Source organism: Dactylosporangium sp. NPDC049742, assembly GCF_040674675.1.
GTDB lineage: Bacteria > Actinomycetota > Actinomycetes > Mycobacteriales > Micromonosporaceae > Dactylosporangium > Dactylosporangium maewongense.
Map to the genome: position 1 here is coordinate 190,153 of NZ_JBFANF010000015.1, position 17,036 is coordinate 207,188.

12 protein-coding genes are annotated in these 17,036 nt (G+C 72.1%); 9 read left to right on the forward strand and 3 right to left on the reverse strand.

Translation table 11 applies throughout. From position 1 onward, the window contains the following. The first annotated feature begins 3 nt into the window (after window positions 1-3). The 7 genes from AB0J72_RS20965 (at window position 4) to AB0J72_RS20995 (ending at window position 8,931) form a co-directional block, all read left to right on the forward strand. Window positions 4-1,182, forward strand: a complete 1,179-nt coding sequence (locus AB0J72_RS20965) for a Xaa-Pro peptidase family protein (protein ID WP_363401075.1) — start codon at window positions 4-6, stop codon at window positions 1,180-1,182. After that, entirely contained in the window at window positions 1,179-2,030 is an 852-nt protein-coding gene (locus tag AB0J72_RS20970) for an alpha/beta hydrolase (protein WP_344508875.1), read from the forward strand. The genes AB0J72_RS20965 and AB0J72_RS20970 overlap by 4 nt, the downstream gene beginning before the upstream one ends. After that, window positions 2,030-3,016, forward strand: a complete 987-nt coding sequence (locus AB0J72_RS20975; protein ID WP_238006920.1) for an ABC transporter ATP-binding protein — start codon at window positions 2,030-2,032, stop codon at window positions 3,014-3,016. Before AB0J72_RS20970 ends, AB0J72_RS20975 begins: the two co-directional genes overlap by 1 nt. Continuing rightward, a complete protein-coding gene (locus tag AB0J72_RS20980; protein WP_363401077.1) occupies window positions 3,000-3,992 on the forward strand; it encodes a dipeptide ABC transporter ATP-binding protein in 993 nt (330 codons plus the stop codon). The genes AB0J72_RS20975 and AB0J72_RS20980 overlap by 17 nt, the downstream gene beginning before the upstream one ends. A gap of 12 nt (window positions 3,993-4,004) precedes the next feature. Further along, window positions 4,005-5,207, forward strand: coding sequence for a membrane dipeptidase (locus AB0J72_RS20985; protein ID WP_363401079.1), 1,203 nt, complete (start codon window positions 4,005-4,007; stop codon window positions 5,205-5,207). A gap of 44 nt (window positions 5,208-5,251) precedes the next feature. After that, window positions 5,252-5,980, forward strand: coding sequence for a GntR family transcriptional regulator (locus AB0J72_RS20990; RefSeq protein WP_363401081.1), 729 nt, complete (start codon window positions 5,252-5,254; stop codon window positions 5,978-5,980). Window positions 5,981-6,381: 401 nt separating this feature from the next. Next, window positions 6,382-8,931: a tetratricopeptide repeat protein gene (locus AB0J72_RS20995; protein WP_363401083.1), complete on the forward strand. Its 2,550-nt coding sequence runs from the start codon at window positions 6,382-6,384 to the stop codon at window positions 8,929-8,931. 146 nt (window positions 8,932-9,077) lie between these two features. Here AB0J72_RS20995 and AB0J72_RS21000 read toward each other — a convergent pair whose 3' ends face one another. After that, window positions 9,078-10,361 (reverse strand): LCP family protein, encoded by a 1,284-nt coding sequence (locus AB0J72_RS21000; protein ID WP_363401085.1) that lies wholly within the window; start codon window positions 10,359-10,361, stop codon window positions 9,078-9,080. 228 nt (window positions 10,362-10,589) lie between these two features. On the opposite strand from AB0J72_RS21000, the gene AB0J72_RS21005 reads away from it, so the two are divergent. Continuing rightward, window positions 10,590-12,155, forward strand: a complete 1,566-nt coding sequence (locus tag AB0J72_RS21005) for a DUF2142 domain-containing protein (protein ID WP_363401087.1) — start codon at window positions 10,590-10,592, stop codon at window positions 12,153-12,155. 215 nt (window positions 12,156-12,370) lie between these two features. After that, complete coding sequence (locus AB0J72_RS21010) at window positions 12,371-13,594, forward strand: D-alanyl-D-alanine carboxypeptidase (protein ID WP_363401089.1); 1,224 nt, start codon at window positions 12,371-12,373, stop codon at window positions 13,592-13,594. A 10-nt stretch (window positions 13,595-13,604) separates the two neighbouring features. Here the strand turns inward: AB0J72_RS21010 and AB0J72_RS21015 are convergent, their stop codons facing one another. After that, the gene (locus AB0J72_RS21015; RefSeq protein WP_363401091.1) at window positions 13,605-16,517 is read right to left on the reverse strand and encodes a cation-transporting P-type ATPase; all 2,913 of its coding nucleotides are present in this window, start codon (window positions 16,515-16,517) and stop codon (window positions 13,605-13,607) included. 296 nt (window positions 16,518-16,813) lie between these two features. Beyond that, the coding region (locus tag AB0J72_RS21020; RefSeq protein ID WP_363401093.1) for a hypothetical protein at window positions 16,814-17,036 on the reverse strand (223 nt) is incomplete at its 5' end.

Here is a 17,036-nt window from a genome sequence, read left to right on the forward strand (position 1 = left end):
CCCGTGCGCCTGCCCGACAGTTTCTACTCGTCCGTCCGCGCCGAGCTGACCGAGGCGCTCGGCGAACGCGGCCTCGACGGCTTCCTCGCCACCTCCCCCGCTGACGTGGCATACCTCTGCGGGTTCTTCTACATCGCCACCGAGCGGCCGGTGTACCTGTGGATGCCGCGCTCGGGCGACCCGCTGCTGGTGATCCCCCGTCTGGACGACGAGTACGCCGTCCAGCAGCGGGTCACGGTCGAGACGGTCAGCTACTTCGAGTACCCCGGCGTGGTCACCGCCGAGCAGACGCTCGCCGCGGCGCTGGCCGGCCGCGGGGCGCGCCGGATCGGGGTGGGCGCCGGCGTGTCGGTCGGGGCGTTCCGCGCGCTGTCGGCGGCCCTCGGCGAGACCACCACCCTGGAGACCACCGACGCGGTGGCCAGGCTGCGGCTGCGCAAGCGGCCCGAGGAGATCCCGTTCCACGAGGCGGCGGCGCGCATCTGCGACGAGATGCTGGCCGCGGGCCGGGAGCTGATCGCCGACGCACTGCGCCGGGGCGACGAACTGCCCCGCGAGGACGAGATCGCCCGGCACGTCATCGGCTACGGCACGGACCGGATGTACGCCGACTACGACATGGTCGTCTACACCACCAAGCTCGCCGGTGGGCTCGTCTACGCCGGGCCGAACTCGGCGCTGCCGCACGGCCTGCCGACGCGGCGGCGGGTCCGGCCCGGCGACACCCTGATCCTCTCGCTCGGCGCGGCGGTGGCGAGCCGGTTCGTGGAGAGCGAGCGGACGTTCGTGATCGGCGAGCCGACCCCGGAGCAGCAGCGCTACTACGAGGCCGACCGGGAGGCGCAGGAGGTCGGCACCCAGGCGATGGTGGCCGGGCGGACCTGCGCCGAGGTCAACAAGATCTGCCTGGACGTGCTGCGGGGCCACGGTCTCGGCGACTACATCCGGCACCGGCAGGGCCACGGGATCGGGTTGCAGAACCACGAGCCGCCGTGGGTCGAGGACGGCGACACCACCGTCCTGGCCCCCGGGATGCTGCTGTCCAGCGAACCCGGCGTGTACGTGCCGGGGCACGCTGGCTACCGCATCTCCGACACGGTGCTGGTCGAGGCGGCCGGACCGCGCCGGCTCACCAGCCACCCCCGCGACCTGGCGTCCACCGTCATCGAGGAGGTCCGATGAGTTTCCATGAGCGGCTGACCGTCAACGGCGCCGAGCTGGTGGTCGAGGCGTTCGGCCCGCAGGACGGGCCGGCGATGATCGTGCACCACGGCGCGCCGGGCCTGGGCTCCCGGTCCGAGCCGAAGCGGTCGTTCGGCCCGTTCGCCGACACGTTCCGGGTCATCGTCTTCGACGCCCGCGGCTCCGGCGAGTCCAGCGACCACGAGCCGTTCACCCACGCGCAGTGGGTCGCCGACGTGGACGCGATCCGCGCGTACTTCGGCCACGAGCGGATCGTCATGGCCGGCGGATCGTACGGCGGGTTCATCGCGCTGGAGTACGCCGTCGCCCACCCCGACCGGGTCTCGGCGCTCGTGCTGCGGGACACCGCGGCCGACACCGCGCACGACCACCTCGCCGTCGAGCGGGCGAAGTCCACCGACCGGACCGTCATTCCACAGTGGGCGATCGACCGCATCGGCACCGGCCGGTTCGAGAGCAACGAGCAGCTGCGCGAGTACTGGAAGGCGATCCTGCCGCTCTACGACCACCAGCACGACCCGGCGAAGGACGCCGCCAAGCTGGCCGCGACCCGGTTCCACTACCGGACGCACAACGCGGCGTTCGGGCAGAACATGCCGCGGTACGACCTGAAGCCGAAGCTCCCGTCGGTCACCTGCCCGACCCTGGTCACCGTGGGCCGGCACGACTGGCGCACGCCGGTGGCCGCGTCGGAGACGATCGCGGAGCTGATCCCCGACGCCCGGCTGGTCGTGTTCGAGCAGTCCGGCCACTCCCCCCAGCTCGAGGAGCCGGAGCTGTTCCAGCGGACCGTCCGGGACTTCCTGGCCGAGGCCGGAGTCGTGTGATGGCGCTGCTGGAGGTCGAGGACCTGCGGGTCAGCTTCCCTGGGCCGGGCAGCGCGCCGGTACGGGCGGTCAACGGCGTGTCCCTCGCCCTGGAGCCCGGGCGGACGCTGGCCATCCTCGGCGAGTCCGGCTCGGGCAAGAGCGTCACCGCGCAAGCGGTCATGGGCATTCTCGACGCGCCCCCGGCGCAGGTCAGCGGATCGGTGCGGCTGCGCGGCCGGGAGCTGCTGACGCTGCCGGCGAAGCAGCGCGACAAGGTCAGCGGCGAGGAGATCGGCATGGTCTTCCAGGACGCCATGGCCGCGCTGAACCCGGTCTACACGGTCGGTGAGCAGCTCAGCGAGCTGCTGCGGGTCCGGCGTGGACTGTCGCGGTCGGACGCCCGGCGGCGCGCGGTCGAGCTGGTCGACCGGGTGCGCATCCCGGCCGCCAGGGACCGGGTGCGCGACTACCCGCACCAGTTCTCCGGCGGGATGCGGCAGCGCATCATGATCGCGCTGGCCATCGCGCTCGAACCGGCGGTGCTGATCGCCGATGAGCCGACGACCGCGCTCGACGTCACGGTGCAGGCCCAGGTGATGGGGCTGATCGCCGAGATCCAGCGGGACAGCGGGATGGCCCTGCTGCTCATCACGCACGACCTGGGCGTGGTCGCCGAGGTCGCCGACGACGTGGCGGTGATGTACGCCGGCCGGCTCGTCGAGCGGGCCACCGTGGAGCAGGTCTTCGGCGGCCCGGCCCACCCGTACACCGAAGGGCTGCTCGCCTCGATGCCCCGGGTCGACCGGCGCGACGAGGAGCTGTACGCGATCCCCGGTGCGCCGCCGAACCCGGCGCGCCTGCCGGCCGGTTGCCCGTTCCACCTGCGCTGCCCGCGTGCCGACGACACCTGCCGTTCCACGCTGCCGCCGCTGTCGCCGCTGCCGCACGGCCGGGCCAGCGCCTGCCACCACCGGGAGGAGCTGCTGCATGTCAGCCACCGATGACCCGGTGCTCCGGGTCGACAACCTGGTCCGGCACTTCCCGGTGAAGGGCCGGCTGCCCTTCACGTCCGGCGGGGTGGTCAGGGCCGTCGACGGGGTGTCCTTCGACCTCCGGCGCGGCGAGACCCTCGGGGTCGTCGGCGAGTCCGGCTGCGGCAAGAGCACGCTCGCCCGGATGCTGGTCGGGCTGGAACGCCCGACGTCCGGCGAGGTGCGCTTCGGCGACGCCGTCGTGCACACCGCGCGGGGCCGCCGGCTGCGGGAGCTGCGCCGGCGGATCCAGATCGTGCTCCAGGACCCGTACACCTCGCTGAACCCGCGGCGCACCGTGCGCGACATCCTGCTCCAGCCGTTCGAGATCCACCCGGACGTGGTGGACCGCCGGCGTCGGCTGGACCGGGTCAAGGAGTTGCTCGAGCTGGTCGGTCTCGACCCGTCGCTGCACCTGGACCGCTATCCGCACCAGTTCTCCGGCGGTCAGCGGCAGCGGATCGGCATCGCCCGTGCGCTCGCCCTGCGGCCTGACGTCATCATCTGCGACGAGCCGGTCTCCGCGCTCGACGTTTCGGTCCAGGCCCAGGTGGTCAACCTGCTGGAGCGGCTGCAGCGCGAGCTCGGCGTGGCGTACGTCTTCATCGCCCACGACCTGTCGGTGGTCCGGCACATCTCGGACCGGGTGGCGGTGATGTACCTCGGCAAGCTGGTCGAGACCGGACCCGAGGCGCCGCTGTACGACGCGCCGCAGCACCCCTACACCAAGGCGCTGTTGTCGGCGGTCCCCGTACCGGAGCCCGTGGGCCGGGCCGAACGGCAGCGGATCCTGCTCGCGGGCGACCCGCCGAGCCCCGTCGACCCGCCGTCCGGCTGCCGGTTCCGGACCCGCTGCTGGCAGGCCACGGAGACCTGCGCCCACGTCGAGCCGCTGCTGACCGGCGACGGGCGATCGGTCGCCTGCCACTATCCGCTGCCCGCCGCATAAGGAGAATGTGCTGTGCTGCAAGAACCCGCGACCCGGTACCAGGGCCACAAGTCCTACTCGTACCTTGAGCCGCACCTCGACTACCGGGATTTCGACCTGGCCTCGGAGGTCGGCCGGGTGCCCGAACACGACCTCGGGCTCTCCGACGCGCAGCGGCAGCGGGTGACCCGGCTCCTCGCCGAGCACGTCGCGATCTCGCTGCACGAGCACCCCGTGGTCCTCCCGTCCGACGTGCGGCAGCTGCGCGCCTACAACCGCACAGCGCGCCAGCGGACCGGGTACGAGGGGCTCGCGCGCTCCGGCCTGACCGCGGTCTTCGACAACTTCATGGCCGGCGCTTCCTGCGTGACCAGCGAGAACGGCTGGAAGTGGAACGACCTGATCTACGCGCTCGGGATGCGGATGAGCGACCTGTACAAGCAGGACCACGTGCGGCTGGCCACGTCGGTCGACGACATCCGGGCCGCCAAGCGCGACGGCCGGCTCGCCCTGGTCGCCGGGCTGGAGTGCTGCACCCCGATCGAGAACGAGCTGGACCGCATCGACATCCTGTACGGCTTCGGCGTCCGGCAGCTCGGTGTCGCGTACAGCCAGGCGAACATGCTCGGCGGCGGGCTCTCCGAGCCGCGCGACGGCGGGCTGACCCACTTCGGCCGGCGCGCCGTCGACCGGATGAACAAGCTCGGCATCGCCATCGACATCTCGCACAGCGGCGACCAGACCTGCCTGGACGTGATCGAGGCCAGCCGGGTGCCGGTGTTCATCACTCACGCCGGCGCACGGTCGGTGTGGGACACCTCGCGGATGAAGCCGGACGAGGTGATCCGCGCGTGCGCCGAGCGGGGCGGCGTCATCGGCATCGAGGCGGCGCCGCACACCACGCTGTCGGAGCAGCACCTGGAGCACTCGATCGAGTCGGTGATGGACCACTTCACGTACTGCGTCGACCTGGTCGGCATCGACCACGTCACGTTCGGCCCGGACACGATGTTCGGTGACCACGTCGGGGTGCACAACACGTACGCGGGCAACTACGCCCACGACAGCGGGAAGAAGCCGTCACACCCCCGGGTGGAGTACGTCTCCGGCCTGGAGAACCCGGGCGAGGCGTTCGGCAACATCGTCGGCTGGCTGGTCAAACACGACTATTCAGACGACGAGATCGCCAAGGTCATCGGGGGCAACACCCTGCGCGTGCTCGAACAGGTCTGGTAGCGGCCGGCGCTATTACACTCTGGACGGCGGAGAGGTGGGACTGAATGGCTCGGCGCGAAACCGCGCTCCAGGCCGCGCAGATGCAGTTGCGCGAGTTGATCGGCAGCGAGTTCCTGAACGGTGACAAGCTACCCAACGAACGGGAGCTCGCGGACCGGTTGACGGTCAGCCGCGCCACCGTGCGCGAGGTGCTCGGCCAGCTCGCCGCCGAGGGCCTCCTGACCCGCACCTGGGGTGTCGGCACGTTCGTCCGGGAGCCGGCCGAGCGGGTCCCGGTCTCGATCAGCGACGTCACCGCGCTGCGCGACCGCATCACCGCCTCGGGCCACAGCCCGGCCCTCCAGGACGCGTCGGTGAGCCGCACCGCCTGCCCGGACGACTGCGCCAAGGTCCTCGGCCTGGCGCCCGGTGACACGGTGTGGCGCGTCGACCGCCTCTTCGCCGTCGACGGGGTGGCCGCGGCCTGGATCCGCGACCACCTCCCGCTCGCCGTCGGCGGCCGGGACCTCGACCCGTCGGGCCTGCTCAGCATCGACCACGACATGTTCGAGTTCCTGGCCGGCGCCACCGGCATGCCGGTCCGCCGCGCCGAGATCGACTTCGCCGCGGTCCTGGCCGACGAGGAGGCCGTCGACCGCCTCGGAGTGCCGCTCGGGCACCCGCTGGTGAGCGCCACCCAGATCGGCTACACGGCCGAAGAGCTGGCCCTCTTCCACGGCCACATCACGGTGCGCACCGACATCCTGACGCTGCGGATCACCCGCGCCGGCTGACCGCCGGCGGTTCTGGGCGGCTGGGCGTCGTTCGGCCCGCGTGAAACGCAGTGGCGTGCACCTGGACGACCTCGCCCCCGCCGCACAGAACCGCCCAGCGACGGTGATGGCGTGACCGGACGCGCCGGTCGAACCGGCGTCGCATCCCCCCAGGGTGATGGGCCGCCCCCGTTTGCCGGTCCATCACCCTGGCGCGCGTCTTCCTTGGCGAATGCCGATACCTGGTACCGGCACCTTCGCCGGACGTTCCTTACGATCGCCGGACGCGGTGGTGACCGCCAGGTCAATGGGCGGCAGTTGACCGGCAACTTCGCCCGTTGGCATCATGGGCACGGCATCGGTCAGGGCCCATGCGCCGGTCCTGGCCCAGCGGGTGCCGGGGCCTGTACGGAAAGGATCGGATGTTCAGCGCGCAGGTACGGGCCCACCGCCGGCGGCTGGGTATGACGCAGGAAGACCTGGCAGCCACAACGGGTGTGAGCGTGCGCACCATCCGTAACCTCGAAGCCGGCCAGACCGGCCGCGCCCGGCCTGCAACGGTGCGACTGCTGGCCGACGCCTTCGAGCTGGCCGGTGACGAACGGGACCGGTTCTGCCGGTCCGCGCTCGACGGCACCGACCAGCAGCCCGCAGACAAGGCTCCGACGAGCGCCGCCGGCACTCCCCCGGCGCATGGACGACCCGTTCCGGCGCAACTGCCCGCCGACGTGGCCGGCTTCGTCGGCCGTACCGGCCAGCTGCGACAGCTCACCGAGCTGCTCGACGACCATGACCGGCCGGCCGCGGTGGTGATCTCCGCGATCGCCGGCACGGCAGGCGTGGGCAAGACCGCCCTCGCGGTGCACTGGGCACACCAGACCCTCGACCGGTTCCCCGACGGGCAGCTGTACGTCAACCTGCGCGGCTATGACCCCGACCAGCCCGCCACCCCCGCAGAGGTGCTGGTCCGGTTCCTCACCGCCCTCGGGGTGCCCGGCACCGACATCCCCGCCGGCCTCGACGAACGCGCCGCCCGCTACCGCACCGAGCTCACCGGCCGACGCATGCTCATCGCGCTCGACAACGCCGCCACCGTCGACCAGGTCCGGCCCCTGCTACCCGGAACCGGTTCCTGCATGGTCCTGGTGACCAGCCGCGACAGCCTCGCCGGACTGGTCGCCGTCAACGGCGCCCACCGCTTCGACCTCGACCTGCTCCCCCCGGCCGACGCGATCACGTTGCTGCGCCGGCTCATCGGCCACCGCGTCGACGCCGACCCCGACGCCGCGGCCACCCTCGCCACCCAGTGCGCCCATCTGCCTCTGGCGCTGCGGGTCGCCGCCGAACTCGCCGTCGCCCGCCCCACCACCCCGCTGGCCGACCTGGTCGTCGAACTGGCCGACCAACAGCACCGCCTGGACCTGCTCGACGTCGACGGCGACCCCCGCGCCGCCGTCACGGCAGTGTTCTCCTGGTCGATGCGCCACCTACCGGTCGACGCCGCCCGCACCTTCCGGCTGCTGGGCCTGCACCCCGGCCCCGACATCGACGTCTACGCCACCGCTGCGCTCACCGACACCAGCCTGTCGCAGGCGCGCCTCGCCCTCGACCGGCTCGCCCGGGCCCACCTCGTGCATCCCACCGGCCCGGCCAGGTACGGCATGCACGACCTGCTCGGCGCTTACGCCACCACCCTCACCACCGCGCACGACGCCGACGCCGACCGCCGGGCGGCGTCGACCCGGCTGTTCGACTACTACCTGGTCACCGCCGCGGCCGCCACGCAACACCTGCGCCACGTCGATGCCCACAGCCGGCCCGGCACCGCCACGCCGGCCACCACCCCGACCCCGGACCTGGCCGACCCCGGCACCGCCCGGCGGTGGCTGGACACCGAACGGCCCTGCCTGGTGGCCGCTGCCGTGCACACTGCCACCCACGGCTGGCCCGCCCACGCCGTGCAGTTGTCGATGACCCTGTACCGCTATCTCGAGAGCGGCCACTACATCGACGCGCTCACCATCCACGCACACGCTCGCGACGCCGCCCGGCAGGCCGGTGATCCGGCCGGGCAGGCCCACGCGCAGCTCGGCCTCGGCGGCACAAACATTCGCCTCGGCCGGCTGGAGTTGGCCACGGAGCATTTCGTCCAGGCGTCAGCGCTGTTCCAGCAGGCCGGCGACCTGGTCGGCCAGGCCCGCGTGCTGACGAACCTCGGCGTCGTCGAGGACCATCGAGGCTTCTACCAGGCCGCCGCCGACCGCTCGGAGCAGGCGCTGGCCCTGTACCGACAGACCTCCCACACCACCGGCGAAGCCATAGCGCTGCACAACCTCGGTGTTGCAGAGGACCACCTGGGCCGCCATCAGGCCGCTGCCGACCACCTCGAGCAGGCACTGGCCCTGTACCGACAGACCTCCCACACCATCGGCGAAGCCATGGCGCTGCACAACCTCGGCCTCGCCGAGATGGGGCTGGGCCGCTACCAGGAAGCCGCCGACCGCCAGGAGCAGGCGCTGGCCCTGTACCGGCAGGCCGGCTACCCGCGCGGGGAAGCCTGGGCGCTGTTCGGTCTCGGCAGTGTCCAGACCCACCTCGGCCGGCCTGACCAGGCCATCGCGCTCCACAGGCGGGCCCTCACCCTCTTCCGGGAGTCAGGTGAGCGCGGCGGCGAAATCCGAGCGCTCAACGGCCTGGGCGAAGCCGCCCTCGCCGCCGGCCGCCCTGCCGACGCGCTGACCCACCACATCACCGCCCTGAGCACCAGCGTCATCCCCGATCAGCAGGCCCGCGCCCACACCGGTGCCGGCCGCGCCCACCACATGCTCGGCGACCTCGTCCGCGCCCGGCACCACTATGAACACGCCCTGGCCCTGCACACCCGCCTCGGATCCCCGGATGCCCACGACGTAGTGGCCTGCCTCATCGCCCTCGACGCGTCACCTGACACCGGCCACGACCAACACGATTGACGGACCCTCTTCTGCTCAGGTTGATCGCCAGCGGCTCGAGGGCGGCGCCCGAGGTTCGATGCCGTTACGGATAGCGGTAGAAACCCGCGGTCCACCCTCCACGATCAGTTCGAAGAACGCCTCGCTTCGCTGCTGCGCGACCGGCGTCAGGCGACCAGTTGGGGGTGGGCGGCGAGGAAGCCCTTGACCTGGTCGGTCCGGACGGCGGTGAGCAGGTTGATGCTGGTCTGGTCGAGGTCTTCGGCCGTGCCGTTGCCGGGCGACCGGTTGAACGTGCCCTCGTTCGTCTTGATGGTGACCACGTTGTCGCTGCTCACGCCGCGCATGGCGTACGCCCAGTCGGCCAGGTCGATGCCACCGCTGTCGATGGTGATCGCCTTGCCTGCGCCCTCGATGACCTTGTTGAACCGCACCGGGTTGGCGAGCACGTCCTTGCTGAGCATTTTCTTGAAGACGGCCTTGATGAACTGTTGCTGGTGGCGTTGCCGGTCGTAGTCGCCGTTGGGCAGGGTCTCGCGTTGCCGGACGTAGTCGAGGGCCTGCCACGGTTCGAGGTGCTGGTAGCCGACGTGGTAGACCACCGGGGTCACGCCCGGAACCGGGTCCAGGCCCTGGCCGCCGTCGTCTCTGGTGTACTGCCGGAACGGGACCTCCGTCCCGCCCGTGCTGTTGTGACCGATGCTCACGGACGTGGTCTCCTGGTCCACGTACATGTCGACTCCACCGAGCACGTTGACGACCTGTTGGAAGCCGGTGAAGTCGACGATCCCCGCACCGTCGAACGTCACCCCGCACAGCTTCTTGATCGTCAGGGCGAGCAGCTCGACGGCATGGCGGCGGGCGGCCGGCCCGGTGAGGCCGTTGCCACCGTAGGCGAACGCGGCGTTGACCTTGTCGTCGCCGCCCGGGTACTGCCTGGCCCCGTTGTCGTACGGCGGGACCTCGACCCAGGTGTCCCGAGGAATCGAGACCATGAACGCGGCGTCATACGTTGCCGGGATGTGCAGGATGATGATCGAGTCGGAGCGTACGGGTTCGCGAGGGTCCTGGCCGGGGCGGGCGTCGACACCGACGAGCAGGATGTTCTTCGCCCCTGTGACTGACGGGTGGCCGGGCTGCTGGGCCCAGCTGCCGGTGTCGCCGAGCAGGTTCTGCTCGACGACGCCGCGCGTCGCGTACGACAGCAGGGCCTCCTTCGCCACGAGCACCGCGGCGGCCAGCACGACCAGGGTCGTGCCGAGCGCGATGCACCACCGCGCCCACGACGGAGCCTTGGGCCGTGCGCGCTGGTTCCGGTCGCCCGGCACGGTCGCCCGGCCGCACGCGCGCTGGTCCCGGTCGGCCGGCACGGTTGCCCGGCCGCACACGCGCTGCTTCCGGTCGGCCGGCACGGTTGCCCGGCCGCGCGCGCGGCCGGGCCGGTCGTTCACCGAATCACCGGACCGGTGCGGTTCATCCGGAGAGGTCACCGGGCCGGCTCCTGTTCACGAGTACGTCGGACAGGAGAAACCTATGGACCAGGTGGACCGGCGGCCGTGGCGTCCTGCGACATCAACCCCGTCTTTCACCCCCTACGAACCGGTGCCCGGGTACGAGTGGGCCGCTCGCACACGCGTCCGTCACTCACGGGGATCCCATGTCGGTACTTTCTGCCCTCCATGCGGCGCAGTAGCGTCGCGGGAGCCGCGCCGCGGTGGTGGCTCTACCTGCCGGCGTTCTTCCTGATCGCAGCGGGGTGGGCGCTCGCGCTGCCGGTCAACGGCACGTACGACGAGAAGGACCACATCGCCCGTGCGTACGCCGTGACCACCGGACAGCTCACCACCCACCGCACGGTCGTCGACCGGCGAGACGACCGCAAGCCCGCGTTCCTGGTGCCGGCGAGCCTGATGCCCAGCAACAGCAACGTCGACTGCGCCTGGGCGCCCCGCCCGGCGCGCCCGGCCGACTGCCAGCGCTGGACCACCGACCGGGCCCGCGTCCTCACCCCGAGCGGGGCGGCCAGGTACAGCCCGGTCTACTACCTGCTCGTCGGTGCGCCGCTGGTGATCGCACCCGACCGGACCGGCATCCTGCTCGCCCGGCTCATGTCGGCGCTGGCCGCGGCCGCCCTCCTGGCCGGAGCGGCCGGTGCCGCGCTGCGGCTCGGCAGCCGGTTGCTCGCGCTCGGTGTCGTGCTCACCGCGACGCCGATGGCGGCGAACCTGGCCGGCTCGGTCAACCCGAACGGCCTCGAGATCGCCGCGGGCATTGCCGTCTGCTGCGGGCTGCTCGCCCTGCTGCGCGCGCCCGACGCACTGCTCGGCGACCGCGCTGTGCGCCGCCTGCTCGTGCTGGTCGGGGTCGGTTCGCTGGTGCTGCTCACCGTCCGCCAACTCGGGCCCGCGCTGCTGACGCTCATCGTGACGGCGTGCGTGGCGCTGGCCCGCCCCGGGCGCATCGCCCAGCTGTGGCGGCGCCGCGAGACGCGCTGGATCGTTGCCGGCTCGTGGTCGCTCGGTCTGGCCGGTTCGCTCGGCTGGATGGCGTACTCCGGCGTGGCCGGCGTCGCTGCGGTCGTCCGCGACGCCCAGCACCTCGCCCCGTCGGAACTCGCGCAGGTCCTGGCCACCCGGCGCATCCCGTTCTATCTCAGGCAGGTCGTCGGCCAGTTCGACTACGGCGAGACCAAGCCACCGCTGGTGGTCACCGCGGCGTGGTGCCTGCTGCTGGTCGCCGTGGTGGTGCCGAGCCTGATCCACGGCGGCCGCCGGCTCACCCTCGTCGCCGCCGCACTCGGCGCCGCCTGCCTCGGCCTGCTCCTGACCCTGGAACTGCATTATCTGCCGATCATCGGCTGGTTCGCGCAAGGCCGGTACGCGATGCCGGCAGCCACCGGCGTGGTGCTGTGCGCCGCCTGCGCCCCGCAATTCGAACGCCGCCTCGCCTCGCGGCACCGGCTACGCCCCTACTGCACCGTCCTGACCTTCACGGCCGCAGCCCTGCACGTGTACCTGCTGGCGTTCGTGATGACGCGTTTCCGGTCCGGCCCGGGCGCGCGCCTCGACCCGTTCACGGGCGTCTGGCAGCCACCGGTCGGCGCGCTGCCGCCGCTGCTGGCGGTGCTGGCCGGCGGCACGATCCTCGCGGTGCTGGCCGCAGTGGCGACCGGCGACGGTACGCGTGGTCCCGTCCACACACCGTCAGAACAGCACGCGTTGCCTTCCATGCCGAACGTCCAGTGACACGCCGCCTCCGTCAGGCGCGGCGTCACGCCCGGACCGCGGCACTGCGCCGGCGGTATCGCTGCCGGCTTCCCGGCCGCCTGGAGTCGATCGAGCGATTCGGACGTTAGCCGGCGGTCGCGCTGGGTAGCGGCGGCTTGCCGTGTTCGTGCCGCGGCTAGACCTTCGAGCGATCCGCCGTGGGGGTTCGGTTGTCCAAGATCAGTGTTGAGCCGGTGGTTGCGCCGTCGCCGGTTCGTCGTCAGAGGCTGCGGCTGTGGCTGACCGTGGCCGCGGCGGTCGTCGCGCTCACCGCCGGCGGGTTCGTCACGTTCAGGCTCACCAGTACCGTGCCGGCGCCGCAGATCAAGCAGACCTTGCCGCAGACGTACACGATCCCGGGCGCTGCGCCGGTGTTGCCGTGGCCGCAGGCCGGGCAGGCGACGGTCGAGATTGACGGACTCGGCCGGGTGGGCAGCTCCGGTGGGTCGCGGCCCGTGCCGATCGCCAGCGTCACCAAGGTGATGACCGCGTACCTGATCCTGCGGGATCATCCTCTGCGCCTCGACGAGAACGGCCCCACGCTGATCGTCTCGCCGGAGGAGGCCGCCGCCTACCCGGCCCAGCTGGCCTCCGGCCAGTCGGTGGTCCAGGTGGTCGCCGGTGAGGTGCTCACCGAACGGCAGGCCCTCGAGGCTCTGCTGCTGCCCTCGGCCAACAACGTCGCCCACATCCTCGCCCGGTGGGACGCCGGCAGCAGCGACGCGTTCGTCACGAAGATGAACCAGGCCGCGGCCCAGCTCGGGATGGCCGATACGAAGTACACCGACCCGTCCGGGCTCGCACCGACCACCGTCAGCACCGCCGCCGACCAGGTCACCCTGGCCCGGGTGGCGATGCAGGTGCCGGTGCTGGCGCAGATCGTGGCGATGCCGAAGGCCACGCTGCCCGTGGTCGGGCAGGTCGAGAACGTCAACACCCAACTCGGCAAGGACGGCCTCGTGGGCATCAAGACAGGCTTCACCGACGAGGCCGGCGGCTGCCTGCTCTTCGCGGCCGAGTTCTCCGCGGAAGGGCAACGGTTCAGGGTCATCGGTGCCGTGCTCGCTCCCGGCCCGAGCCCGGCGGACGCCTTCGAGGCCAGCCGTCGCCTGATCCAGGCCAGCAGCGGCCTACTGCACAAGTACAAGGCCGTGCACGCCGGCGAGGTCGTGGCGACCCTCCGGGGCCCGACGGGCAGGAGCACCGACCTCGCCGCGACCGGCGACGTGGACGTGGTCGGCTGGCCCGGCCTGACGTACCGGATCGACACGGTGGGCGCCTTGCCGAGCCGCATCGCGGCGGGCACCAGTGCCGGCACGCTCAAGTTCACCGCCTTGGCCACTGCCGCGACCACGGCCGTGCAGGCCACCCACGCGCTCGAACCACCGAGTTGGTGGGAACGAATCACGCACGGGTGAGCGCAGCCGCTCACGCGGCGTGGCCCGCGTGAGCGTCCGGCACGACGCGGTCAGCGCCCGGGTTCGCTGTGCTGGGTGTCCGTCTCCGCGTCGATGATCGCTGTGAACGCTTCGAGGGCTGCCACATCACCGCTGTCCTCGACTTCGGCAAGGACGGCGTCGTGGGGTGCGGCGTGCGGGTCTCGCGTCGTCGTTCGATGCGGCGGATGCCGGACCGCCAGATCTCGTCGGCGCTCCAGACGGCGAGTGGGAACGGTAGGAGCAGCGCGAGTTGCGCGGGGTCGGGCGGTGCGGTGCCGAACACGTGCTGCAGCAGCGGGGTGTAGACGAGCGTGGCGGCGAACGTGACTTCGAAGGCGATGCCCCAGAGCAGGCGGCGGTTGGTGAGCAGGCCGACGGCGCGCAGGGAGGCGGTGGTGGTGCGGGCGGCGAAGGCGGTGCCGACCTGGCAGGCGACGATGGCGAGGAAGGCCATGGTGGTGGCCTGCTGCCAGGTGTGGTGGAGCGGGGTGCCTGGGCCGGTCGGGTCGCCGGGGTGCCAGCCGCCGGCGTGCAGGGTGACGAAGAAGGCGGTGAGGACGCAGGCGGCGGCGACGCCGCCGAGGACGAGCCAGGCACGGATCAGCATTCGCCCGCTGATGACGTGCTGTTCGCGCCGGCGGGGTGGGCGGTGCATGAGACCGGGTTCGGCGGGTTCGCGGCTGAGGGCGAGGGCGGGCAGGGTGTCGGTGCCGAGGTCGACGGCGAGGATCTGCAGGACGCCGAGGGGCAGCGGGACGGCGCCGCCGGCGAGGGCGAAGACGAGGAACGGGACGACCTCCGGGGTGGCGTGGGCGAAGATGTACAGGATGAACTTGCGGACGTTGTCGTAGACGCGCCGGCCGGCCTGGACGGCGGTCACGATGGTGGCGAAGTTGTCGTCGGTCAGGATCATGGTCGAGGCTTCCCGGGCGACGTCGGTGCCGGCGAGGCCCATGGCGATGCCGATGTCGGCGCGGCGCAGGGCGGGGGCGTCGTTGACGCCGTCGCCGGTCATGGCCACCACGTGGCCTTGGGCGCGCAGAGCGTCGGCGATGCGGAGCTTGGCCTCGGGTGAGCTGCGGGCGAAGACCAGTTCGCGGTGGCCGGCGAGGAGATCGTCGAGGTCGGGTTCGGTCATGGCGTCGAGCTCGGCACCGGTGACGACTCTGGTGTCGTGGGTGGCGATGCCGACGCGGCGGGCGATTTCGGTGGCGGTGAGGCCGTTGTCGCCGGTGACGACCATGAGCCGGATGCCGGCGGTGTGACAGCGGGCGACCGCGTCGGCGACCTCGGGGCGGGGCGGGTCGAACATGGCGATGAGGCCGAGGAGGGTGAGGTCGCGTTCGGCGTCTTCGCGCCGTGCGGGTGGATCGTCGCCGGGCAGGGCGCGGTCGGCGACGGCGAGGAGCCGCAGGCCGTGGCCGGCGAGCTCGGCCGCCGCGGCGGTGACCCGGTCACGATCCTGTGGCAGGAAGGGCCGGTCGCCGCCGGTGTCTGCGATGCGGGTGCACAGCGGCAGGAGTTCTTCGGGGGCGCCTTTGGCGTGCAGCCGCAGCGTGCCACCGATGTCGTCCTCGGTGGACATGCGCCGCAGGGCGGGCTCGAAGTGGAACTGGCGGCGTTGCGCGCGACGGCGGTCGCCGGCGTCGACGGCGAGGCCGAGGGTGGCGGCGGCGTGCAGCAGCGCGGTCTCGGTCGGGTCGCCGCTGTCGGGGTTCAGGGTGGCGTTGTTGCAGCGGGCCACGACGGCGGCGAGGCGGCCGGCGACCAGGCCAGCGACCAGGCCGGCGACATTGCCCGGGGCCGGGGCGGCGGCCTCGAGGTCGATGCGTTGCGGCAGGGTCCAGATGGTGGTGGCCCGCATCCGGTTCTGGGTGAGGGTGCCGGTCTTGTCGGTACAGATGACGGTGGTCGAGCCGAGTGTCTCGACAGCGCTGAGGCGCTTGACGACGGCGCCCTTGCGGGCGAGTTCCCGGACGCCGATGCCGAGGGCGAGGGTGATGGTCGGAAGCAGTCCTTCGGGGACGTTGGCGACGAGCAGGCCGATGGCGAAGGTGAGGGCCGCGGCGGCGCTGAGGTGGGCGACGAGGGTGCCGAGGGGCAGGAAGGCGAGGCCGGCGATGACGGCGACGACGGCGATGAGCCAGGCGACGCGCTTGACCTGGATCTCCAGGGGGCTGGGGTCGTGGCCGACGCGTTGGGTGAGGGCGGCGATGCGACCGAGTTCGGTGCGCATGCCGGTGGCGTAGACGAGGGCGAGGGCCTCGCCGCCGGTGCAGACGGTCCCGGAGAAGAGCAGGTCGCGGGCTTCGAGGACGGGCCCGCCGAGGTCGGTCTGGTCGAAGGCGCGGTAGGCGGGGCGGGACTCGCCGTTGAGGGTGGAGAGGTCGACCTCGACGGCGCCGGAGAGCAGGCGGGCGTCGGCGCAGATCCGTTCGCCCTCCTCGACGGCGAGGACGTCGCCGGGGACCAGGTCGGCGGCGGCGATCGTGGTCCGCGCGTCGTCGCGGACGACGGTGGCCTGCTGAGGCAGGAAGGCGGCGAGGGTTTCCACCGCCCGTTCGGCGTGCTGTTCCTGGACGAACGCGAACAGCGCGTTGATGAGCACGACGGCGGCGATCGCGACGGCGAGCGTGGGCGTGCCGGTCGCCAGGGCGAGGGCGGCGGCGAGCCAGAGCAGGACGGCCAGCGGGTGGATGAGCTGTCGGCCCAGGTCGCGCCACCACCGCCGGCGCTGCCGGCGGGTGAGCTCGTTGGGCCCGTGGACGAGCAGTCGGCGGGCGGCTTCGCGGCCGGACAGGCCGGTTGCGGTGCAGCGCAGGTCGCGCATAAGCAGGTCGACCGGCTCGCGAGGGTCCTGCGCCGCCGGCTGCGGCGGTGACGTGCTCGCGTGGCTGGTCATCGGAAACCTCCGCCATCGGGCGGCGTGGGAAGGGAGCCTCCGCCATCGGGCGTGGGGAGGCAGTGGGGCCATTGCTTCCCGGGCCAGGTGGAGATATGCGGCCGGATCAGGTCGGTGCCCGCACCGGCACGGCTGGCCGTCCGCCGGTACGTCACCTGGGCGGTTACGCGGTCACTGCGCCGCCACGTCGACACAGGTGCCGTAGTTCGTCCTGAACTCGCGCAAACGGCCGCCACGCGGTCCGATCCTCCACCTGGCCGCAAGGCTGGGCGGGTGGACCGGACCGCTCGTGGGGGTCAGCGCACCGAGTGCACGTGGGAGATCTCCAGGTCCTCGATGTCGGCAATGGCCAGGGTGGAGCCGTCGGGGCTCACCGCGATGATGCCTCCGCCTTGTTCCTTGAACTCGGCGATCGGGTGCCAGCGGTTGTCCTTGTTGGACTTGGCCCAGTACTGCGGCTCCGGCCCGAGGACGGTGCCGGTGGTGGTGAGGAAGCTTGCCGCGACCTGGGCGCGTGCC